Here is a 23,557-nt window from a genome sequence, read left to right on the forward strand (position 1 = left end):
CTCCTTTAGGTTTATTCGGTTAGAGTAGATGTTTACCCGGTACTTCGGAACTCTAAGCATTATTATAAAGGAATCTTTCAACTTCTGTCGAAATAGTTTTGGGAGAGGAGTTGAAAGCCATGAGTATGCAAAAAATTGTCGAAACGGATTTGGTGCGCGACGAGTACGGCAACTATTACAAAGTAGTCGGCACCCATATGGAAGAGGATAAATTGACTGCCATCGAGGTTTCGAACCTGTATTTCGAAAAATCTTTCGAAGTTGGCACAGACAGTCTGGACGAAAGTTACCAAGGCAAGCCGTTCGGCGTCTATATCCAGGATCAAGTGAACGCCTACATCGAGGACATTCAGCAAAACGAACGCCCGATCTATGGCATCCGCGACTTGATGGTCAACCGCATCAAAGTCTACGCGGTCGACATCACCCAACCGCACCCAAAACGCAATTTATAATAGAAGATACGAAGCCATCGCCAAGCTCAACATGAGCTTGGTGATGGCTTTTTTATGGCTTGGAAAGTATTTCGTGGCGAATGGAAAGTATTCCGCCATTAACAGAAAGTATTTGCGCTCCATTGGAAAGTATTTGCCCCGAAACAGAAAGTATTTCCATATAACTGGAATAAATCATCGTGGATTCCTCCCGATTATGGAAATACAATCCCCAACAGAAGAAATACGCTTCTTAAGCGGAAAGCGCAGCATGCGCTTTCCTTGTTTTGGGTATTCAGCCACTGGTAAAGAGTAATGCTATTAAGTGGAAGATGGAAGCACAGGTGGCATCCAGTCCCTTCAAATACATGCCGTAACCGAAAAATATGTATTCTCGGACGCAAGAATCTATAGAACCACACAGAATTAAAATAAAAAATATCTATTTGTGTAACTAAAATACTACTTTAGTTACTTAATTGTAAAAAAAATAGTCATTTACTCTTATATATTCTTAGTTATAATGCTATTATAGATTTATGAATTTTTAGACAACTTAAATAAGAGAGGAATTTGTTAAATGACAAGGGATGAACTGTTGGAAGCATTGGAAAATGATATGGGATACGTTCAGGCATATCGCAAAAAAGAAGAGGAGTACATTCAAAAAGACTCCTTTAACACTCGATCCATTCTTGGTAAAAAAAAGAATAAGACAAAATGGCTCTTATTGATTGGATTGCCGATCGGATTTGTGCTGCTGAATGCTATCAATCCGTTTAAAGATCCGAGTACATTTGCAGATGTTTTTTGGGGAGTGATAATAGCGTTAATCGCTTCATTTGTGTTGAGCAAGAAAGAGGACAAAGCATATAATGCTGAATTGGCAAGTCTCGAAAATGAAATGCAACAACTGGAAGGTACTTATTATAAGAATTCTGCCTTGCCTAGCGTCAGCCAAGGGATTTATAAAACAGAAAGGTTTCACTACTATGTTTCTAATTTTATTGCGGATGATTTAAAAGAATGCGCCAAACTTTTTCACCAGGAAGAGCAGAACGATCGAATCATTGGTTCTGTGGAAGAAGTAGCCGATAGCGTATGGGATTCACATTCCGCTATGGCTGGGCAATTAAGTCAGGTAAATCAATCCCTTAATTCGGTAAACCGGGGGTTATCTTCAGTAAATAGCAACTTGAATTCAGTCAAATCAAATACAGAAAGATTATAAAAACCGACAGAAAAAGGGGAATTGGAATGAAGAACTCAGGGTTAGCAGCGGTATTAAGTTTTTTATTAACAGGATTAGGACAAATTTATAATGGTTCTATCGCCAAAGGATTGATATTGATTGTTGTGCAAGTAGTCAATGCCTTTTTAATGGTTATTCTTATTGGTTTTATCACTTATCCGATTGTTTGGATCTGGTCAATTTACGATGCTTATAAATCGGCTGAACGAATCAATGCACAACTCGTCCAGCGCCCATACGGCAACCGGGCTTAAGCAATGGAGAGCCAAGGGATAAAGTATAAAAGAATGATAGTTTTCAGCGCAATGCTTTTCCTGATTGGCTGCTCGGATACTTCGAACGAGCCAGACACGGAAGAAATCATTGTCGGGGAATTTGCGGAAGTAGAAACCGAAGTCGCGGAAGTGAAAACTAAAGCTGAAGAGACGGAAGAGGAGAAAGAAGAAACAGCAACTTTCCAATTGGCAAATTACGAAGGTGAATGGGAACAGCAACATGAAATGAATGCCCCCTATCTGACCACACGAATTGAAAACGTCGAAGGCGATTCTGCTACTGTTTATATCGATTCTATGTCGGAAGGTGCGCGTTATATTGCATCAGCCGGGCAGGAGCAAGTAATGTTCCAGGAAGGCAAAGCGATTGTGGAGTATGAAGATGATGGTTCTGGCGCTTCCGGAACTGTGGCAGTCGAACTGCTGGAAGAAGAAATTCTGTTAACGGTCGTGATGGCACAGGAAGGGCAACCTTTATGGAGATTGCCTGATGGGGAATTCAGTCTTGGGCGAACTCAGGCAGAGGACCAAGCCACAGTAATAGAAGATGAAGCTGCCGATGCTGAAGAAGATTCTTCCCCAGAATCTGTAACGATTTCAGCAGGCAAAATAGCTCCACAAACTGATGAAGAGTATCTGTCAACCGCAACAGCCATTATGGCAGAGTTTTGGGAGGTTATGGACTATATGATTACTTTGTACTCCTTCAACTCCAGCAACCCTGGCGATTACGCCATCATTGAGCCGCATATTTCCCATCTTGTCACAGCAGAGTTTTCGGAAGCAACGCTTGCTGCTTATGCAGAGGATTATTATTGCGAATGCGATTCCGGATTGCTCCCGGGTATTGATGAGAGGCTAAGTAATACCAGCATCAAGCAAATCGATGAAAATACCTATCAAGTAATTGGAGATTTTTTAATCGATCCCATGTCACCGGAACCAACTAGCATGACACAGATTCTTGAGTTTAAAAAGCAGGAAAATCTATGGAAGCTGAACAATTGGCAGTTCCATGAGTAAGAGGTTGATAAAAATCCTAACTTTTTTAAGGTTAGGATTTTTTATTTCCTAAAATATCCTTTACTTGAAGCTGAATTCTAATATAATAGGTAAATAGATGTTATTTATGTGAGAAAAGTAATACCTTGTACTCGTTATTATTTCTTATATCTATGCCATTTTTCTAACAATATTAGGAGGTTATATGATGAAATGTACAAATTGTGGTCATGAACAAGCTTCAGGGAAGTTTTGTGGGAAATGTGGCAGTGTGCTGGAAGCACATCTAACAGGAGATGGACAAACTTCCGCTCTGGAAGCAACACCCGAAAAACCCGTACAGCCGTTGTACACAGCTGCACCATCAGCAACAGGAGCATCCGCCTATCAGCAGCCAGTAGAACCAAATCAGCATGTTGTGAAAGTGAAAGAAACTTCCAAGCAATATTGGGCGTATTTTCTGCAATATGTTAAAAGTCCTTCATCTATACTTGCTCAATCATCCGTCAACTTCACTAATTCACTAATTACCGTGGCGATTTTCGCATTGGTTTTTGCGTTGGCGGTCTACAAAAACCTCAGCTTGATCATTGCTCCATTTGAAGATTTCGGGAGCATATTCACGGATTCTTCCAGTATGATGCCATCTTTTTTCAGCGTCTTGATTAGCTCAATTTTGACCATTGCTGTTATTTTCCTGTTATCAGTAGTCTGTATTTATGCTGTCAATAAATTCTTGAGAACGAATCTTCCGTTTAAAAACATTGTCACTAGTTTTGGCACCTTGCTTATTCCAAGTATGGTTTTATTGTTGGCTGCCTACTTGTTGTTGATGATTGAATCGATCATCATTGGAAATTCACTTCTTGTCTTGGCAATCAGCTATAGCATTTTCGTTATGCCGCTATTTTTAATCACTGCTTTGCTTACAGCCAAAAAGCAATCGGTTGATGCCTATTATGGCTTTATTAGCTATATCATCCTTTTTGGAATCGCCCTTTCAATCACGCTTTCTGTGCTCTTTGATTCAACAATAGGCAGATACATGGAAATGTTCAGTGACATTCTATAAATAAGAAAGCAGGAAAATAAATGACCATTTTTTGTACCAGTTGCGGGCATCCAAATGAAAAAGGAAATAAAATATGCGTGGAATGTGGAAAGCCGCTGGCAGTACGGGCATCCGCTGAAACGAAAAAACCAATGGCTCTGAAAACCAAGGTGCTTACAGCGGTTATTGTGTTGCTTCTTGCGGGTCTGGGTGGTTTGTATTCATGGGGAACCAAAACCGCTTCTGCGGAGACAGCGGTCTCTAAATTTTTTGAGGCACTGGAAAAGAAAGACGCAAACATGCTGGCAGAGCACATGGCGTTATCAAACGGCAAACAGGTCGAGCCTAAACAAGCAGCTGCTTTCATGGAATCATATCCAAACTTGACTCCGTACGATTTGGAGCAGGTGGCAACAATCAGCCAAAGCGGAAAAGTATTGGGTGTATTCAATGCCTTTAAAGTCGTTTTGCCTGAACAAACGGTTTCCTTTGAATTTCCTCACGAAGGGCTTGAGCTTCATTTAGATGGAAAGAAAGTGGCCTCGGTAGAGGAAGAAGATGGGATTTACCGATTCACAGGATTGGTTCCCGGATCTTATGATGCAAAATTCGTTTATGACGGAGAGTATACCGAGTTCACACATCCGTTTGAGCTGACGATTGAAATGAATACTGGTTCTGAAGAAACGTTCATTTATGAAGAGCTGCCGGCAGAATCGGTTGTTTTGGACTTCGATGTGTTCAATGAAACCAATTATAAAAACTACAAAGTCATTGTCGGCGAGAAAGAATTTGCGGTTGATGCTACTGGTGCAACCGAGCCAATCGGTCCATTGCCTTTGGATGGCAGCCTGACTGCACAAGGGGAAATCGAGTTTCCATGGGGCAAACAGGTTTCCGAACCATTGAAAATCGACTCTGACTATCAAACCTTGGAAATCTCTAAACTTTCCAAAGACCAGGAAGGCAAGCTGGTCGAACAGCTGACTTTATTTGGCGAACAATACACGCAGGCACTCGGTACTCGGGATGCTTCTGTTTTGAAAACGGCCACTGCCGATCAACGGAAAGTGTTCGAAGAAGAGTTCAAAATGATGAAAGAAAGTAATTTGTACTTTAAAGGTTCATTAACAGAAATCAAATTGGAAGAGCCTTCGATTGTATTAAACGGAAATGGCGAATCGGTTTCGATGCTTGCCGAATTGGTCGTGAACGGCGCTAATTATGCAAAAGGCGATACCGTCGTACTGGACCGGATTAATCTGGAAGCAGAAATCAGCTTTGTCTATGACGCAGATGCAGGCAAATGGCTAGTGGGGGAATACGTGAGCAACTGGTTCTCGTCCATTGAGCCGACACGTACGATTAAAGGTTCCGGAAAAGTCTACGAAGTGGCCGGAGCAGCCGGTAAAGCAGAAAAAGCCGAAGTACCTGCAGAAGTTACCGAAGAGAATTTCGGCATCAGCGACAGTGAAATCGACTATTTCTTTAACGCCTATAACGATAGCAGTGTGGCGGCCATCAACTCGGGAGATTTCGGTATGGTGTCATCCATGGTCACGCTTGATGGGCCGAGATTCCAAGAGCAATCTAAGTTTGTCAATGATACGTATGCTAAAGGGATTACAGAAGAACATTTAGGGACGTCTGTCGAAAAAGTGGAAGTGGTGGACGACGGTTATCTGCAGGTGACAACGATCGAGAAATTCATCATTCACGGCACAGAGAAAAGCAGTGAAAAAGATTATCGGACAGTAACGATTATTTATGTAGAGGGCGCTGATCTTTATGCCCACAAACTGATATCCACAAAAGAAATCTAGGAGGAAACCGATATGAAGCAGTTTTGTCATGAATGTGGAAATCCGATGGAGGCAGATCAAGTATTCTGTGCTGAATGCGGTGCGCCAAAAGCTGTGCCAAACACTGAAGCGCAAACACCGATCGTCCAAAAACCGAAAAAGCCTTGGTCATTCAAGAAAAAGTTGGCGTTCCTGTTGGTTGGTATTTTGGCGATTGCTTTGGTGGGAGGGCATTACACTATTCAAGCGAAGACTTCCCCAGACAGCAAAATCAGCAATTTCCTGACAGCACTGGAATCCGGTGATGCGGAAGCGGTCCTAAAAGAAATCACCATTTCAGAGGACATCAACAAAGATGAAAAAGTCTATGTCTCGTACTTGAAATCGCTTGATTATGGAGTGCTGCAATCGAATATCACTGAAGCAGCGGCTGGCATTAAAAAAGACGGCATCACTCGCGTCATAACTGATGACAATGGCCATCAAGTTTTCAAGCTAAAACAGGAAAAATACTTGAGCTTGTATCCCGTCATTTCGATTGAAGCCGTTCCAGTCAATGTGGAATTGGCGACCGATTTGCCTAATGGGGAATACAGCATTGCCGGCAAGACTTTCGATTTGGCTAAAGGCAAACAAGTGATGGGAGCGTTTCTTCCAGGCGTCTATCCGGCAGCTGTCTCTGCTGATGGAGTTTACAAAAGCACAGCAGAATTTGAACAGGAAATTTCCGGCAATGAAGATATGGCAATCGAGCTGCAAAAAAAACAGCTGATGGTCACCCTTTCTTCTAACGAACCGGAAGCCTTAGTATTTATAAACGGCAAGACGACTAAGAAAAAAGTGAAAGAACTGGCTGAAATCGGTCCTCTATTTGAAGGAGAGAAGCTGTCTGTCCATGCCGAGCTGAAAGACAAAAAGTCAGAACTTCTTGAAGTGGTTGGCGGCGATCAAGTCAATTTATCTATTGGTGAAGAAGCGGTAGTAGCTATAGAAGAAGGGGAAACAGAAGATAGCGTTTATTTTGATAAGGAAAACATCACTGAGTTTATTTGGAATTTCCGCAGTGCCTATGAAGCGGCGTTGAATGCTAAAGATTATTCGCAAGTGGCATCGTACTTGAAGCCAGGCAGTAGTGCTTTGAAAGAAATCGATGAATTTATAGGAGATCTTGGAAACCAATATTTCCTCTATGAATTCTACACAGATGATGTTCTCGATTATAAAGTCGAAGGCAACAAAGCCTATGTTAATACTTATGAAGAATTTGACTTCACGAATCACTTATACGACACCGTCAATTATAAACGTTATAAAGTATACGAAATAGTAATTGGAACAGACGGCACTTATGAAATCGAATCTATAACTATTGAAGACACGAAGCGAACAAACTAAAAATGGTCGAAAAACCATCGCCAAGCTCACAATGAGCTTGGCGATGGCTTTTTTATGGCTTGGAAAGTATTTCGTGGCCAGTGGAAAGTATTCCGCCGTTAACAGAAAGTATTTGCGCTCCATTGGAAAGTATTTGCCCCGAAACAGAAAGTATTTCCATATAACTGGAATAAATCATCGTGGATTCCTCCCGATTCTGGAAATACAATCCCCAACAGAAGAAATACGCTTCTTAAGCGGAAAGCGCAGCATGCGCTTTCCTTCTCTTAGCCATCCAGTGCCTTCCTACAATGATTATTTCCGGCATCAGCGGGTAAAGAAGAAGCAACGACACATTCAGGAGGGATGCATCATGACCAACAATGACGCACACGATAAGAACCTGCACCACAACCAGGATAATGAGGAATCAACACTCGATAAAGTCGTCAAAAAAACCAGCGAAATGCTGAGCGGCAGCGATGAAGGCTGGGAATCCTCCGGCAAAACCGACGTAAGAGAAACTGCAGGCGACGATTTCCAAAACGCGCCGGATGAAAGCTCGGAAGATGTGCCGACGGAAGACCGAGTCATCCGCGATCCGAAAACCGGCGAAGAAACAATTGTGAAGAATGACAATAAAAAATGGTCACTTTAAGCGAGACACTCCACGACCCATTCCACTCCCTGGAATGGGTTTTCTTCGTCCAATTGTGATAAACTTTTTTTTGAAGGTAATTAATAGAATATTAAATTTTTAATTGAAAAATATAGCCTATACGTCGGAAGGGGATGGAAGAGAATGGCCAAGAAAATGGAACAGATCCAGCAGGAAGCGTTGCAGCGTTATTTAGCATTTGAGGAAGAGCGCCGGCTGGAAGCACAGGCGGCAGCATCAAGAGAACGGATGATGACACGGTCGAGCATCATCAACCACCATGATAATTTGGCGATGGAGCGGATCATCAACAAAAGCGATTTGTTTCCGATTGCGCATCTGCAAGCGGGGCTGGACGTCAGCAAAGCCGTTTGCCGGATTTCGATCCGCAGCAAATCCGGTCAGCTGCAAAGCTACGGCACCGGATTTCTGGTGGCACCGAATTTATTGCTGACGAATAACCATGTGCTCGAAACGCCCGAAGCTGCAATGTACGCGGTGGCCGAGTTCAATTACGAAGATGACGTCCGCTTCATGCCGCGCGACATCATCAGTTTCCGCTTGGATCCGGAAGCGCTTTTCATTACCGATGAGGCGCTGGACTTTACGCTCGTAGCGGTGGAAGAAAACAATCAGCATGACATCCCGCTGACCGATTTTGGCTATTTGCCGCTATTGCCGAAGCCGGGGAAAATCCTCGAAGGCGAATACGTTACCATTATCCAACATCCGAACGGCGGGCCGAAAGCAATCACCATCCGTGAAAATGAAGTTAAGTTCATCTCATCTGACTTTGTCCATTATGTCAGCGATACGGAACCGGGTTCGTCAGGTTCGCCTGTGTTCAACGATCAATGGGTAGTCGTGGCCTTGCATCATGCGGGTATTCCAGATCCGAATGACCCCACTAAATGGATTGCCAATGAAGGCATCCGCATCAGCTCGATTATCCAACATCTCAGCGAGGCGCGGAGCAATTTGGAAGAGGAGCGTTCACGTAAACTGCTGGATCAGCTGCTCGCTGTTGTTATGCCTGGCTCTGCTGCAGAACCGATGGAAGTCGGCGTGTTATCCGAAGATTGGTATGCGGATGCTTTCGGCTATGACCCGGCATTTCTGGGAGACGGATTCCATGTGCCATTGCCCGCATTGGGCGACGCCCTTATAGACGATGCGGCGCAAACTGCGGACGGCGAGACGGTCCTTGATTATATGCATTTCTCGATTGCGATGAGCAAATCGCGCCGATTGGCGTTTTACACAGCCGTCAACATTGATGGCAACCAGCTGGTGGACGTCAAGCGAAGCAACGACCGCTGGTATTTTGATCCAAGGATTGACGAAGCTTACCAAATCGGACCGGAATTTTACCAATCAAACGATATCGACCGGGGTCATTTGGTTCGGCGCCGTGATCCGAACTGGGGCGTTGATGCGGTGAAGGCCAATGAACACACATTCCATTTCACCAACTGCTCTCCCCAGCATAAGAATTTCAACCAAAAAGCGTGGCTGGATCTGGAAGATTATTTGCTCGATAATGCCCGCGACCACAGCATTAAAGTCTCGGTGTTCACAGGGCCTGTGTTCCGGGACGATGACGTGCGCTACCGGGATGCACAGATTCCGGATCAGTTCTGGAAAGTGGCGGTGATGCTGAAAGACGATGCGACTTTATCAGCTACTGCTTACTTGCAGACACAGGAAGATTTGATTGGTGGAAATCTGGAATTCGTCTACGGGCAGTTCGGGACTTATCAAGTGTCGGTCGCGCAAATCGAAGAACTGACAGGGCTTGATTTCGGCAATCTGCGTGAGGCTGATCCATTGGCTGCAGGGAAAGCAGCTCTTGTCCAACGGGCGGAGGATATCCTTCTATGAAAATGATGCTGGAGCTGGAAGGCGTCACCCGAAAAAGAGACGATAAAATCGTATTGAATGGCGTCAATTGGCAGGTCCGAAAAGGCGAACATTGGGTGCTGTACGGCTTGAATGGCGCCGGGAAAACCTCACTGCTGGATTTGATCAATGCCTATTTTTTCCCATCGGAAGGCAAAGTGACGGTACTCGGAATGGAATTCGGCAAGACCTATCTTGCGGAAAAACTGCGCAGCCAGATCGGCTTTGTGTCTGCCTCTATCCAACAGAAGTTGCCGATCTACAACAATGCATATGAAGTGGTGCTGAGCGGAGCGTTCGCTTCTCTCGGCCTGTATCAGGAAACGACGGATGAAATCGACCGAAAAGGCGTCGAGATTCTTCGGGAACTCGGCTGCCTCGATTACGCCAACCGCGATTACCACACCTTGTCGCAAGGCGAAAAGCAGCGCGTGTTGATCGGACGTGCGTTGATGGCGGATCCCGAACTGCTTATTTTGGACGAACCGACCGCGGGCCTCGATTTCATCGCCCGGGAAGAACTGCTCGAGGCGATTGCCGCCATCGCGCAAAAGCCGAACGGCCCGACCATCATCTACGTTACCCACCATATCGAAGAGATCTTGCCGGAGTTCAATAAAACCTTATTGCTGAAAGCCGGCAGCGTCTTCGCTTCCGGCAACACAGAAGAGCTCATCGACAGTGAACAGTTGTCCGGTTTCTTCGATATGCCCGTAAACGTCGTCTGGAGCAACGGACGGCCCTTGCTGTCAAAAGTCAGAAACCATTGAATGGCTGAGGGCGGGGTCCCAAGCCTGCTTGGGACCGAAAGTGCTCAGCGGAAAGCGCAGGCTTGCGCTTGCCTGAGTTTGGGCATTCAAGAGGTCTTGACTGAATTGGACAGTATTGTGTGGAGATTGGACAGTAAATCCATTTATCGGACAGTATTTGCGGCAATTTAGACTGTATATCACCTCAAACGGACTGTATATCCAATTCACTGGAAGAAGTCGGCAGCAATACACCGAATAACTTCAACAAACCCTGTCCGACAAGACACGCTCTTGCCGGACAGGGTTTTATTCTGCTGAAAATCACCGGTAAACTATCTGAACTATCTGCAAACTATGATAAACTGTCGGTAGACAACCCAGATTCTCAGACGTTTTCAAACTATCCGAATGGGAGGAATTGCTATGGCAGAGGGCATTCACAGGATTTTAGAAGAACGTGGGATTCAAGTACCGGAAGCGCATCAGGACATGCTGGTGCAACAGATGAAAGCGGTGCAGCAATTGCGGGAAACCGTGGACAATTCGCAGCTGAAAGATTTTGATATGGGGCTGACGCATGTGCCGGGAGGTGAGCGGCCATGAACGAAGAATTGGCAGCACAATCCATTGGCGAATTAGCGCCGAAACTGCGCGACAAACATGTGTCGCCTGTTGAAGTGACGGAAGCCGTATTGGCTAATATCAATGCGTATGACGGAGAAATCAATGCCTTTATTCGCGTGCAGAAAGAGCAGGCGCTGGAATCGGCGAGGCAGGCGGAGCAGGAGATTCAAAGCGGCAATTACCGTGGCTTCTTACACGGCATTCCGATGGCGCTGAAGGATATTTTGTATTTCAAGGACGAACCCGCGACGATGGGTTCGAAAATCCATGAAGAATTTGTCGCTGATTTTGATGCGACTGTAGTATCGAAACTTAAGCTGTCTGGCGCGACTTTCCACGGCAAACTGAATATGCACGAGTATGCATGGGGAGCGACGACCACCAATCCGCATTACGGAGCCTGCAAGAATCCGTGGGACCTCAGCAAAATTCCAGGCGGCTCAAGCGGCGGGTCTGGTGCTGCGGTGGCGGCGAACATGACCATCGCTTCGCTTGGGACAGATACCGGCGGTTCGATCCGGATTCCGGCATCAAGCTGTGGCATTATCGGTTTGAAGCCGACGCATGGCCGCATCAGCAAGTACGGCTGTTTTCCGTTGTCGTGGAGCCTTGACCATATCGGCCCGATGACGAAAACCGTTTTCGACGCAGCGCTCCTGTTGGAAGTGCTCGGCGGTTACGATCCGAAAGACCCGACATCTGTGGACCGGCCGACGCAAAATTATTCCGGAGGGTTGAATGAAGACGTCAAAGGAATGGTCATCGGCATTGAGGAAGGTTATTTTTTCAAAAACGTCGATAATCGTGTCAATGAAGCGGTCCAGTATGCACTGCAGCAACTTGAAAAGTTGGGTGCGCGTATTGAGACAGTCCGCATCCCATCGCTTGCACAAGCCGAATTTGCGGAACTTGTCACCATCACAACCGAAGCAAGCGCCATCCATCATGACAATCTGGTCAAGCAGCCGGAAAAATTCGGTGATGACGTCCGCTTTTTATTGGAAGTAGGCGAGCTGATGTCAGGTGTCGATTATGTTCAGGCACAACAGATCCGCCGCAAGCTGGATCTCGATTTTGCGGCAGCGTTTGAAAAAGTGGATGTGCTTATCACGCCGACTCTTCCGTTCCTGTCACCGCCAATCGGCGACAGCACCGTTGACATCAATGGCCAGGCGCTAAGCTTTTTGGATGAAGTCATCCGCTTCACGGGTCCGGGCAATTTGACCGGCTTGCCGGCACTCAGCATTCCATGCGGTGTCCGCGACGGGTTGCCAGTCGGTCTGCAGATTATGGGCCCGGCGTTCCAGGAGGAAAAAGTCCTCAACGTCGCCTACGCAATCGAAAAGCTGGAGCTGATGAAAGGCCATAAGCCGGATTTGACAGCGATTAAGCCAATCTAACGCGATTCATCCAATAAAAGCTGATTTTTGAGCGGAAAGCGCAGGCTTGCGCTTTCCTGGGTTTGGGCATTTAGAGTGGTTTTGGGCATTTATCGTGGTTTGGAAAGTATTTTGCTTCTTCTGGAAAGTATTTAAGCTCAAACAGAAAGTATTTTCAGCCATATGGAAAGTATTTGCCCCAAAACAGAAAGTATATCCAGTTATCTGGAAAAAAATCGCTGGTTCTACGCCAATTCAACCTGAAAGGATGACGAAATATGGCCAATACGCATCGATTTCCGGAAGACCGCGTGCATTACACGTGGGATAAGGACCCGCAGCCGGTGTTGACGATCGATAGCGGAGACCAAGTGGATTTTTCCACCCGGGAAGTAGCAGATGATCAATTCAATAAAGACTCAAAGACCGAAGACATTGCCACACTCGATTGGGCGAAAGTCTATCCGCTCGCAGGACCCGTCGAGATCCGTGGTGCGGAACCGGGCGATACGCTGGAAGTGGAAATCCTCGACCTAAAGCCGGGGAGTTGGGGCTGGATGGCGATTTTGCCTGGGCTTGGCCTATTGCCTGAAGAATTTCCAGACGCCTACTTACGGACATTCGATTTGAGTGACGGCGAATCTATCCATTTCAACGATTACATCAAAGTGCCCATCACCCCGTTCCTCGGCACGATGGGCGTCGGTCCGGCAAATGCCGAAGGGCAAGCCATTATGCCGCCTGGAACATTCGGCGGCAATATGGACACTCGGCAACTGACGGTTGGCACCAAATTGTATTTGCCGGTGCAAGTGGCGGGCGCCATGTTCAGCTGCGGCGATGCCCATGCAGCGCAAGGTGACGGAGAGGTTTGCGTAACGGCGCTCGAATGCCCGATGCACGCATTACTGAAGTTCCGTCTCATTAAAGGCAAATCCATTCCGGCACCGCAGTTCCAGACAGCTGGCGCATTGACGCCAAAGGTCGACCATAAAGGCTTCTACGGCACGACCGGTGTCGGACCGGACCTGATGGAAGCGGCACGCGACGCCATCCGCGCCATGGTCGATCACCTGTCCGAAAACTACGAACTGGAACCAAAAGATGCCTATTTATTGTCCAGCTTGTGCGTCGACCTCAAAATCTCCGAAATTGTCGATGCAGGCCAATATGTGGTGAGTGCACTGCTGCCGCTTGCGGTGTTTCAGGAAAAATGAATGAGCAGAACCCGAACACTGCCGAAAACGGCAGTGTTTTCTAATGAAAAAATAAACTGTCTTTAAAGTTATCTGAATTAACTGCATTTTTAATAAACTCTGTGTTAAACTAAAATAGGATTCAGAAGAGACTAAAATCAGCCAATTACTTCCTATTAAAACTACACAAGGAGAGATTGTTTAAATGTAAGATATCTATTTTGAGAAAGACTATGCGCGCTTATATGAAAAAATAGAGAAGGGGAAGTGCGAAGAGTTTATTTTTGATCATCCATTAGGAACAGTCAGCCATCTATTTATTAAACGTGAAATTCCCATAGAGCTAGTGGGGCGCGTTTTTTATGATTTGGTAACGCCATATGGATATGGCGGCCCGCGTATGATCAGCTGCAAAGACGGCGACAGGTTAGCGCTGGCCGCGGATTTCCAGCAGGCATTCGGCGATCATTGCCTTAAAAACGGAATCGTTGCCGAGTTTGTCCGTTTTCATCCGGTCGTGAAAAACCACTTGGATTTCAGTGCTTGCTATGAACTGAGCTTTAAACGCCATACCATCCAGACCAACCTTGCAGATACAGATGATCCCATTCTTACTGAGTATTCAGCTTCCTGCAGAAGAGATATCCGGCGTGCGTTGAAGGCTGGTGTGGAGTACCGGATTATCGAGCATCCTGAAAATCTGAATGACTTTAAGGAATTGTATTATTCGACTATGGAGCGAAATGATGCCCAGGCGATTTATTATTTCAATGATGAGTACTTCCAGAATTGCATTGATTTGCTGGGGCCTTATTTAGTGGTGGTGGAAGTGACTTATCAGGGAGACGTTATCGGCATGAGTTTAAGCTTTGTCTGCGGCGACTTTATTCACGTTCATCTTACCGGAACGCTTCAGGAATACCACGGGCTGGCTCCTGCTTATGTGCTGCAATACGCTCTTGTGTTGTGGGGGAAAGAACAAGGGAAAACATTGATTCACCATGGTGGCGGGCGAACTGGTGAACCGGATGACAAACTCTACTTGTTCAAGAAAAAATTTGGACGTAATGAGGAGTTCGATTACTTTATCGGCCGGAAAGTTTGGAACCCGGCAGTTTACGAATCGTTGTGCAAATCCGCAAATCCGCCAGCCGATCTGGAGCAGTTTCCTGCTTACCGGAGTCAAGGGTGTCTTGTGGCCATCAAATAGCGGAACGTTGTCGCGTAATCTGCTTTTAGGAATAATAAAAAGTTCAAAGGGCGCCAATTTCTAAGTTCGGTCTTGACCATTTAATGAAAAACAGCAAGTTAAAAGCTTGTTCCAAGAAACAGTAGGAGGTTCGTTATGAAAGAGATTGGTGGATACTTTGGGTTGGATAATCTGGCAGGCACTGAATTTTACAAAGGCCTGATCGGGCTTAATACCGGTCGGCATGCCCTGCTGTACCTGCTTAAAGCGCGGCGCATCACCAAATTGCATATTCCCTATTACTTATGCGACTCTGTTAGCAGGCAGCTGGTGAAGTATGGCTATGAATTTGAGTATTATCATGTGGACCAGGAATTTCAGCCGATTTTTGATGAAGAACTGGCACCTGGCGAATACTTGTACATCGTGAATTTTTATGGGCAAATTACGGAAGAAAAGACACAGGCATTGAAGCAGCATTATGGGCAGGTGATTCTGGATCATAGCCAGGCTTTTTTCCAGAAGCCATTGCCCGGTGTCGATACAATCTATTCCTGCCGCAAATTCTTCGGGGTGCCGGACGGTTCTTATTTGGCAACTGATGCAATTCTGCATGAAACGCTCGAGCAGGACATTTCTAAAGACCGCATGAAGCATATACTTGGCCGTTACGAGGCGCCGGCAAGTGAATATTACCATGATTTTCACAGCAACGACGGTGTACTCGATGAAACGCCGCTCCTGGCAATGTCCAAACTGACCCGCAATCTGATGGGCGCCATTGACTACGACAAGAGCTGCCGCATCAGAAATGAAAACTACGCTTATCTGGAACAACAATTGGGTGCAGATAACCAAATGAATCTGACCAAACCGGAAGGCGCATTCGCCTACCCGTTGCTGGTGGAGGACGGCATACCCATCCGAAACAAGCTGGCCCAGCAGAAAATCTACATCCCGCTGCTTTGGCCAAACGTTCTGGACGACTGTCCGGAAGATAGCATCGAATACCAATATGCCGCGAACATCCTGCCGCTGCCATGCGATCAACGCTACAATTTAGAGGATATGGCTTACATGGTGGAAATGGTGAAAAAACAGTTGATGTAAAAAGAAGCTCCGGCTTCTTTTTTTTTTATGAATGGAATCCGTGGATGTAAAGGTTCTATTGTAAACTGAACGTAAAAAACATTACGTCTTTATTAATAAAATCAAAAAAAGATGCTATACTAAACGGAATAATCCACTATCGGAATAGTTTGTGCAGAGTTTGAATTACAGAAAAGAGTGAGTCCGTTGTTTACTAATCTTTCCAAGAAAATCACCGTCAAAAAGCTCATCGTCTGGATGCTGACTGTATGTTTTATGGTCGGCTTGCCGTTTCTGACGTTGTATGTCAGTGAAACGATTGTCCGAAAAGCGTTGGACATGCCGTTTTCTGTCTGGACGACGGAGTTTACCAAACGCTTTGCCTTGAATATCATCATCTTAATTGCGGTCTTCAATGTCTTGTATATTCTGCCGCGCAAATGGTTCATGTTCACCAGTTTTCTGGTGAGCTGTATCCTGGTTATTTTTGCGGTGGCCAATAATATGAAAATCGAGCTGCGCAATTCCCCGATTTCCCTTGGCGATTTCGCTTTGCTCAATGAACTGCGTGGATTGGAAAATCCCGTCGATTTGTCGATGCCGCTCATTCTCGGGGGAAGTGTGGCTTTTCTGGTTGTCACTGTTGCCATTTTTTGGCTCGTACCGAAAATCAAAGAATGGTGGGTGCTGAAAATCGGCGTCTCGGTCCTGTCCATGGCGTTCCTGGCCATTTTATGGACGGGCTATCCGTTTTCACCGATGGAAAAAGTGCAATTCCAAAATACCTGGTGGCAGCAGGAAGTCGGAACGATGAGAAACGGCTTGTTCGGCAACTTTGTCTTGCTGGCGCAACAGGCAAAAATTGACCCGCCGGAAGGCTATTCAAGAAACACTATTGAAACGATTGGCAAAGACTATGTGCCGGGCGAAAGCACGACAGAAGAAAAGCCGAACGTCATTATTCTCATGAGTGAAGCCTTTATCGACCCGTATCATTTTGGGGAAGAACATTTCACCCAGGACCCGATTCCGAATTTCCGCAAGCTGTACGATGAATCGATGCATGGCACTATGTATTCGCCGGAATTCGGCGGGGGAACGGCGAACGTGGAATTTGAAGCGTTGACCGGTTTGAGCCGACAGTTCATGCCGGACAGTTCTGTCGCGTATCAGCTGTATGTCAAGAAGCCTTTGCCTTCCGCTGCTTATGCATTCAAGGACGCCGGATATGAAACGACCGCCATCCATTCGTATTTCGGCTGGTATTACCAGCGGGAATCGGTTTATCGTCTGCTGGGCTTTGATCAATTTATTTCCGGGGAAATGATGGATCTGGACCACGCGCTTGGTTCCGGCTGGGGCTTTCCGAAAGACCATAACATCACCAATTCGGTGCTGGAAACCCTGGACACGACCGAAGGACTGGATTTTGTCCATGCTGTAGCGGTTGAGGGACATCAGCCTTATAAGCCGCAGGAAGAGTCCGAATTGGTGAAAACCGGTGAACTTCCGGACATCACCCGGCAGTACTTGAATAAATTCACCGATAAGATGAACAGCGTCGACAAAGAAATCGGCCGCCTTGTAGAAGAACTCGAAAAACGTGACGAGCCGTCGATTTTGGTTTTCTTCGGCGATCATTACCCGACTTTCGGGAACAATAACCAAGTCTACGGTTCGCAAGGGACGCAAATCGCGAACAATATGCTGGGGGATTACGACGATTTCATCAATACTCACAACGTCCCTTACTTCATTTGGAAGTCGGAAGGCAACGAGCCGAAAGAACTGGACTTGTCGCCCAATCAATTCGGGGCCATCGCTTTGGAAATGGCCGGCGTCAAAGGGAATACAGTGACCGCCATTCTGGATGACATGCGGGCAAAAGGCGATGCTGTCATTCCGTATAACCAGTGGCAAAAGCAGATGGGCGCACAAACAGAAGAAATGGGCGACCTGCACCAAATGCAATTTGATTTGCTTCACGGCAAACGCCATGTTGAAAAAACGATTCCTGGATTGATCGGCAAGCCTGCGGACGATTACCATCTTGGCCTGTATCCGGAAATGGATGTCCGGAAAATCACGGACAACGGCAATTCCTTTGAAATCCTGACCAAAGGCGTTCCGAAGTTCACGAAATTATTGAGTGAAAATGATGAAGAGCTAGTGGCCGAATGGAATGAACTCGGCAACGGGCTTTCGGCTTTTACAGTCAATAAAAGCGATATAGAAGCTGGAGAAAAATTCCGGTTTGCCCTATACGATTCATTGGAAAACATTCTGCGGAACACCGATTATTTTGAAATAGCGGAAACGCCGTAATACGCAAAAGGAGCACATGAAGTCAAAACTTCATGTGCTCCTTTTCTCTCTTTTAGTCAAACCAAAAGTCAGCAAAGTCATATTTATATGCGCGGTAAGAGAACGTGCTCGCCTCATACTTGAACTGGGCCAAAAGCTCGCCTTCTGCGCTGTATTCTTCCAAGGTCTTGGCCATGCCGCTGTTGATGACGATCGAGTCGCCAGTCGATTGTGCATTGCTGACGATGGAGGAATAAGGAACGTCGAATTCCTGGACCCGGTCATAGCTGCGGTTGGTTTCGTCCACCAGGAACTTCGTGAATTTGGAACGGTCCTGGTCATTTGCTTCGAAAGTCTGGCTGGTGTCACGGATGACTGCCCCTGTGTAATCCGGGCGGCTTTCGTACCACCAGTAATTATTGTTGTACATATACAAGTAATATTGGCCTTCCGGCAAGCTGTCGTCCGCCACATAGGTAACGGAATGCTGGCCTGCTTGGCTTGGAAATTCGCTGCTTTTTTTGAGCCGCAGCTCTTCGCCTTCGGTGCCTTCCCAGACGTCGTGAATGCCGATCAAGTAATTGATGGTCGGCTGCGTATAGATGTCATCAACTTTAACGATGGTCGAATTTTCCCGCGCGCTGAGGATCAGCGAGTCGCCTGCCAAGTCAATGGAGTTGAAATGAAGCCAGTCCCAGACGCTTTTGCCATCTGTTTCCACCGGTTTCGTTTTTTGCTTATAGCCGCTCAGCAGTTCATTGAAATCGACCAGCAGCTTTTGTTCGCCGGTGTTCAAGTCAATGCTCATCACCAAGTCTTCGACGGTGTTTTTAGCCGGGTCGGAAACGAGCGTCAGCACTTGGCCGTCTTCGTTGATGACAAAATCATGGTGCATGACGTAGCCGTTAAGTTCAAAGGTGTCAGTGATTTTGCCGAGTGGGTTCATCCGTGCCAGCTTTTGGTCGGTCGTGGTGAAGACCATCGAATCTTCGTAAGCCACCATCCGGTCCATGCGGTAATCTTCCGAAATGATTTCAGCGCGCATGGTGCCTGCGTTATCGAACAGGAACGTGTAGCCATCATAATTATTGACACCCATCAACGCGAACAAGCCGTCAGCGAGTTCCGTATTTCCGGAAGACGCCGTCTGTTCCATGGTGATCGGGTAGCCGGATATGGTTGCAGGCGCCGCCACTTTAAATGAATAAGTATCGCCTTTTGTGCCTTCTTCGTTGATATAGGTCACTTCAACGGTATTTTCTTTACCGGGTACGAGGCCGATCAATTGGTACTCCGCTTCAGTCGACTCCGGATTGGCGTCTTTGGCGTCACGCTTGAAATCCGATGTGCCTTCTGCAGAAACCGTATACGTCAACGTGCCGGAATCCGCTGCCTGAAAATGAAGATAAAGCCCGGTGGTATTGGTGCCGAATGGATTCATGACCGCAAGCGGCTCGGACACTTTATAGTTTTCTTCCTGTTTCAGGGCATCCAGCTCTTCTTGGAGCCGGTCGACAATTTTCACGTCATAAGCGGAACTGGAAGGGCTCACCCGCGTATCGAGAAATTCAAGCTCTTCCACCGTAACTTCTATTTCGCCGTGATCCTTCATTTTCACTTCTTCGCTGCAGCCGGTGAGCAAGCCCGCAACCAGCAGTGCAGCACCGGATAGCCAAAATTTTCGTTTCATTATGTAATCCTCCATTAGTTGATCGGAATCATTAAACCTTAGTAACTTTACCATATATGAAAGTTGTATTTCAATTTTATGATGGATTTTTATTACTTTCAATGAAGGGAATTTAAAGGAATTTGAATTCTTTGTGGCGAATGCAACTGAAAACGAAGCAAAGGAGTGTTTCCAATGGCAGAAGAAAACAAAGTACAGCCGGGATCCATCATTTCTTCAGATTTAACGGTTCATAATGCAGAAACGGTCCGCGATTTCTATAAGGAAGTCGTGGGGTGGGGACATAGTGATTTTCAGATGGGAAACTATGCTGATTATATGATGAACACGCCGGATGGAAATCCGGCTGCAGGAATTTGTCATCAAGCGGGAGACAATGAAGGATTGCCACAGCTATGGCTCGTCTATTTCGCGGTTGCGGATCTGAAACAAAGCCTCGAAGCCTGCCAAAACCGCGGCGGCATCGTCCACCGCGAACCCGAAGGCGCCATCGTGCCAGGAAGCTACGCCATCATCGAATATCCAGCCGGCGCTTTCTGCGGGCTGAGCCAGATCTGAAAAAGCTGCTGCCTAGAGAAAAAAGCGGAAAGCGCAGACCTGCGCTTTCCCGTGTTGGGCATCCGGCGGTTTTAGGGTGTTGAACAGTATTCAGGTGAGAACGGATCGTATTTTCCTCAATCGGACAGTATTTGTATCCAATGGACTGTATATGCCGGAGTTTGGACTGTATGTCCAACAACTGGAAGAATAGCTGGTCTCGCATTTAAAGAATAGTGACGCCACCTCCTTATAATCTCCGCGACCAGAATTACAGTCTATAAGTAATAGAATTATGATTAAAACGTTTTTCGGGTTCTGTAGATAACGGACGAAAAGCTGCTTATTCAGGAATTCCATTTCCTGTTCCAGACGAAAAATAGCGTTGTTGCATCAAAAAAATATATTTAATAGATACGCTTCAAAGTACTTATATTTTTTCCGGTATATGGTATGATTCAAAATAGATCAGCTATACGGAAACGATATTAATATATTAACTCACTCGACAATTTTTGAGGGTTGTCCGGTCGATTCTGTATGAAATGTCTATTATCAGCCGATCAGGATTCACCATCAGTTCATTAATTGGAGGTTTATTATGTACACAATAGGATTTGTCATCAGCCACAAAAACAATGAAAAAAGAAGAGCGCTTTTGCCGCAGGATATGCCGAATATCAAAAACATCAAGCAGTTATTTTTTGAAGTAGGATACGGCGAGGCATTGGGCTACTCGGATGCCGAGTATGAAGTGTCAGGCGCTCAATTCGTTTCACGTGAAGAAGTGCTCCAATGTGACGCCATTGTCGATGTGAAACTGGGCAACGCGGATTATTTCGATCAATTGACACCTGGTAAACTGTTGATCGGTTGGGCGCATGCCGTTCAGGATATCGCCTTTACAGATTCGGTGCTTGCAGGAGACCATACAGTGGTCGCTTGGGAAGAAATGTTCGAAGACGGCCGTTACATCTTTTACCGCAACCGCGAAGTTGCCGGAGAAGCGGCGATTCTTCAAGCGTATCAATATTGCGGCAAAATGCCTTACGAAACGAAAGTGGCGGTTCTTGGAAATGGCCATACGACAAAAGGTGTGCTGCGCATTCTTCACGGCTTAGGTGCCGATGTTGATGTCTACGGGCGCAAGCTGGAATCCCTGTTCATCAAGAACATGGGCAATTACGATGTGCTGGTCAACTGCGTTATGTGGGATACGACACGTACAGACCGCATCATTTATAAGGAAGATCTGAAACGCCTGAAAAAAGGAGCGATGATCGTCGACGTCAGCTGTGACCCGAACATGGAAATCGAAACGTCCCGTCCGTCGACCATCGATGATCCCGTCTATACAGTGGATGGCATCATCCATTACACGGTGGACAACACGCCGGCAATGTTCCCGCACACAGTCACGAAAGTGCTGAGCGAAGGATTTTCCCCAATGGTCGATAACTTTGTCGAAGGCAATTGGACCGACATGATCCGTGATGCCGTCGTCATCGAAAACGGCCACATCATTGATCACCACATTAAAGAGTTCAGAGAAGCCAGAAACCTATTAGTGAAATAAAGAAAACAGCCGTTTCCAGTGAAATCATTGATTTCGTCGGAGCGGCTGTTTTTTATTGACCTCTTACTTACCGATCAGTTCCGTAGCCATGTAAACTTTAAGCTTATCAAACAAATAAGCTTGCCCTTTCGTATTTGGGTACAGCGAATTCTGCATCAATGCCGTTTGGGAGATGGCATCACTATGGATTTCAGCAGCCATCACTTGATAGAAATCAAAGAAATGAACGTTGTTGGCAGCAGCCAACGCTTCGCTTGCCTTCATATAAGGCATCATCTCTCTATTGTCCCCGACAGAAGTAGTCGGGTTCGGCGTGCGGATCAGTACTTCCGTATCACCCGATGCCGTGATTTCCTCTAACATCACTCCGTAGTTTTTGGCATACTCTTCAACCGGAATCCTCCAGCCGCCGAGTGCATCGTTCAGTCCTGCGGAAATGACGACCAAATCAGGTGAATGATTCAAGACGTCACTGCCAATGCGCTGTTTCATATGGGAAACAGTATTGGCATTCATCCCGGCGTTGACGATTGTTGTTTGATCCGGATAATTGGATTCGAACCATTTTTCCAGCAATGCCACATGATTCGGATTGCCATCCGGCAGCGAATCGGGGGACGTCACATAATCGCCTAGAAAGACGATGGTGACAGAATCTCCTGCAGCCAGTTTTTCCGCAAACGTCACGGGTTCTTCGGCGGCCACTGCCTGAGCGCCGCTTGTTTCAGGGAGGAGTGCTGTTTCTTCTGTGATTTCGATATTGCCGAAGTTGGTTTCACCGATGATAATCACAAGGATTAGGCTAATGATAAGTACGTAAACTAACTTGTTGAGCATCATATTACCTACCTTTCTTAGTAAACGTAATTACATATTACCATAGAAAGAAGTATAATTAACTAAAATTTCAGAATTTTTATGAGTATTCAGGCTTAAATCCCTTAAAAGCGCTGTTTTCGTAGTTTTAAAGGGTTATAATGGGGAACAATATAAGTAATGTATAACTGTCACGGATATAAAGGAGGCGCCGGAAATGAAGCAAATAGGAGAGAAATTGAAAAAATTAAGAGAAGATAATCAGCTGAGTGTAGATGAGCTGGCGCTTGCATTAGGTTTTGCAAAAACAGTGATTTGGGGATATGAAAGCGGCAAAAAGCAGGTAAGTGTTTCCCATCTGGAAATATTGGCCGATTATTATAAAGTGACTGTCGATTTCTTATTGGAACGGGAACAAATCTCTGACACATTGGACCTTCTAAACCTAACGGATTTGAATTCCATCAAACTGGTTGTAGATGACCAGCCGGTGAATCAAGAAGAACTTTCAGAAGTAACCTCTTATCTACAGGTCAAACGCCGCTTAAAAGAAGAAGCTGATCAGCTTCAAGGACGGGTTGCGGACTTGAAAGAGGGCTAATAAAAAGTGCAAAGCAGCCATCAATGGATGGATGCTTTTTTTAGTGGGCACAGAGTG

General features: G+C 46.0%; 21 protein-coding genes. 19 read left to right on the forward strand and 2 right to left on the reverse strand.

Annotated elements, in window-relative coordinates:
• Positions 1 to 119: 119 nt before the first annotated feature.
• The 16 genes from H9630_RS01245 (at position 120) to H9630_RS01320 (ending at position 18,301) form a co-directional block, all read left to right on the forward strand.
• Positions 120 to 455 (forward strand): hypothetical protein, encoded by a 336-nt coding sequence (locus tag H9630_RS01245; RefSeq protein ID WP_191713676.1) that lies wholly within the window; start codon positions 120 to 122, stop codon positions 453 to 455.
• A gap of 559 nt (positions 456 to 1,014) precedes the next feature.
• On the forward strand, positions 1,015 to 1,665 hold the full coding sequence (locus H9630_RS01250) for a hypothetical protein (RefSeq protein ID WP_191713677.1): 651 nt from the start codon (positions 1,015 to 1,017) through the stop codon (positions 1,663 to 1,665).
• Positions 1,666 to 1,691: 26 nt separating this feature from the next.
• A complete protein-coding gene (locus H9630_RS01255; RefSeq protein WP_191713678.1) occupies positions 1,692 to 1,940 on the forward strand; it encodes a hypothetical protein in 249 nt (82 codons plus the stop codon).
• Positions 1,941 to 1,973: 33 nt separating this feature from the next.
• Positions 1,974 to 2,984: a hypothetical protein gene (locus tag H9630_RS01260; protein WP_191713679.1), complete on the forward strand. Its 1,011-nt coding sequence runs from the start codon at positions 1,974 to 1,976 to the stop codon at positions 2,982 to 2,984.
• Between the two features lie 184 nt (positions 2,985 to 3,168).
• The gene (locus H9630_RS01265; protein WP_191713680.1) at positions 3,169 to 4,035 is read left to right on the forward strand and encodes a zinc ribbon domain-containing protein; all 867 of its coding nucleotides are present in this window, start codon (positions 3,169 to 3,171) and stop codon (positions 4,033 to 4,035) included.
• 20 nt (positions 4,036 to 4,055) lie between these two features.
• Complete coding sequence (locus H9630_RS01270; RefSeq protein ID WP_191713681.1) at positions 4,056 to 5,837, forward strand: TcaA NTF2-like domain-containing protein; 1,782 nt, start codon at positions 4,056 to 4,058, stop codon at positions 5,835 to 5,837.
• A 12-nt stretch (positions 5,838 to 5,849) separates the two neighbouring features.
• The gene (locus H9630_RS01275) at positions 5,850 to 7,211 is read left to right on the forward strand and encodes a TcaA NTF2-like domain-containing protein (protein ID WP_191713682.1); all 1,362 of its coding nucleotides are present in this window, start codon (positions 5,850 to 5,852) and stop codon (positions 7,209 to 7,211) included.
• A gap of 352 nt (positions 7,212 to 7,563) precedes the next feature.
• On the forward strand, positions 7,564 to 7,848 hold the full coding sequence (locus tag H9630_RS01280; RefSeq protein WP_191713683.1) for a hypothetical protein: 285 nt from the start codon (positions 7,564 to 7,566) through the stop codon (positions 7,846 to 7,848).
• Positions 7,849 to 7,992: 144 nt separating this feature from the next.
• Complete coding sequence (locus H9630_RS01285; RefSeq protein WP_191713684.1) at positions 7,993 to 9,729, forward strand: DNA/RNA non-specific endonuclease; 1,737 nt, start codon at positions 7,993 to 7,995, stop codon at positions 9,727 to 9,729.
• A gap of 2 nt (positions 9,730 to 9,731) precedes the next feature.
• Positions 9,732 to 10,517 (forward strand): ABC transporter ATP-binding protein, encoded by a 786-nt coding sequence (locus tag H9630_RS01290; RefSeq protein ID WP_191714468.1) that lies wholly within the window; start codon positions 9,732 to 9,734, stop codon positions 10,515 to 10,517.
• Positions 10,518 to 10,922: 405 nt separating this feature from the next.
• A complete protein-coding gene (locus H9630_RS01295; protein ID WP_191713685.1) occupies positions 10,923 to 11,102 on the forward strand; it encodes a hypothetical protein in 180 nt (59 codons plus the stop codon).
• Positions 11,099 to 12,523: an amidase gene (locus tag H9630_RS01300; protein ID WP_191713686.1), complete on the forward strand. Its 1,425-nt coding sequence runs from the start codon at positions 11,099 to 11,101 to the stop codon at positions 12,521 to 12,523. The genes H9630_RS01295 and H9630_RS01300 overlap by 4 nt, the downstream gene beginning before the upstream one ends.
• 257 nt (positions 12,524 to 12,780) lie before the next feature.
• Positions 12,781 to 13,719 carry an acetamidase/formamidase family protein gene (locus tag H9630_RS01305; protein ID WP_191713687.1) on the forward strand — a complete coding sequence of 313 codons (939 nt, stop codon included), beginning with the start codon at positions 12,781 to 12,783 and terminating at the stop codon, positions 13,717 to 13,719.
• A 379-nt stretch (positions 13,720 to 14,098) separates the two neighbouring features.
• A complete protein-coding gene (locus tag H9630_RS01310; RefSeq protein ID WP_225218311.1) occupies positions 14,099 to 14,908 on the forward strand; it encodes a GNAT family N-acetyltransferase in 810 nt (269 codons plus the stop codon).
• Between the two features lie 135 nt (positions 14,909 to 15,043).
• The gene (locus H9630_RS01315; RefSeq protein WP_191713688.1) at positions 15,044 to 15,997 is read left to right on the forward strand and encodes a hypothetical protein; all 954 of its coding nucleotides are present in this window, start codon (positions 15,044 to 15,046) and stop codon (positions 15,995 to 15,997) included.
• Positions 15,998 to 16,183: 186 nt separating this feature from the next.
• Positions 16,184 to 18,301 (forward strand): LTA synthase family protein, encoded by a 2,118-nt coding sequence (locus H9630_RS01320; RefSeq protein WP_191713689.1) that lies wholly within the window; start codon positions 16,184 to 16,186, stop codon positions 18,299 to 18,301.
• A 52-nt stretch (positions 18,302 to 18,353) separates the two neighbouring features.
• Here H9630_RS01320 and H9630_RS01325 read toward each other — a convergent pair whose 3' ends face one another.
• The gene (locus H9630_RS01325) at positions 18,354 to 19,970 is read right to left on the reverse strand and encodes an aryl-sulfate sulfotransferase (protein WP_191713690.1); all 1,617 of its coding nucleotides are present in this window, start codon (positions 19,968 to 19,970) and stop codon (positions 18,354 to 18,356) included.
• Positions 19,971 to 20,144: 174 nt separating this feature from the next.
• Here H9630_RS01325 and H9630_RS01330 point away from each other — a divergent pair, with 174 nt between their 5' ends.
• Both H9630_RS01330 and H9630_RS01335 read left to right on the forward strand, forming a co-directional pair.
• Positions 20,145 to 20,528 carry a VOC family protein gene (locus H9630_RS01330; protein WP_191713691.1) on the forward strand — a complete coding sequence of 128 codons (384 nt, stop codon included), beginning with the start codon at positions 20,145 to 20,147 and terminating at the stop codon, positions 20,526 to 20,528.
• A gap of 580 nt (positions 20,529 to 21,108) precedes the next feature.
• On the forward strand, positions 21,109 to 22,083 hold the full coding sequence (locus H9630_RS01335; RefSeq protein WP_191713692.1) for a N(5)-(carboxyethyl)ornithine synthase: 975 nt from the start codon (positions 21,109 to 21,111) through the stop codon (positions 22,081 to 22,083).
• Positions 22,084 to 22,146: 63 nt separating this feature from the next.
• Here the strand turns inward: H9630_RS01335 and H9630_RS01340 are convergent, their stop codons facing one another.
• Positions 22,147 to 22,923 carry an SGNH/GDSL hydrolase family protein gene (locus H9630_RS01340; protein WP_191713693.1) on the reverse strand — a complete coding sequence of 259 codons (777 nt, stop codon included), beginning with the start codon at positions 22,921 to 22,923 and terminating at the stop codon, positions 22,147 to 22,149.
• Positions 22,924 to 23,116: 193 nt separating this feature from the next.
• Between H9630_RS01340 and H9630_RS01345 the strand changes: the two genes are divergently transcribed.
• Positions 23,117 to 23,500 carry a helix-turn-helix domain-containing protein gene (locus H9630_RS01345; RefSeq protein WP_191713694.1) on the forward strand — a complete coding sequence of 128 codons (384 nt, stop codon included), beginning with the start codon at positions 23,117 to 23,119 and terminating at the stop codon, positions 23,498 to 23,500.
• Positions 23,501 to 23,557 lie beyond the last annotated feature (57 nt).

Source organism: Planococcus wigleyi (assembly GCF_014836985.1).
Lineage (GTDB): Bacteria > Bacillota > Bacilli > Bacillales_A > Planococcaceae > Planococcus > Planococcus notacanthi.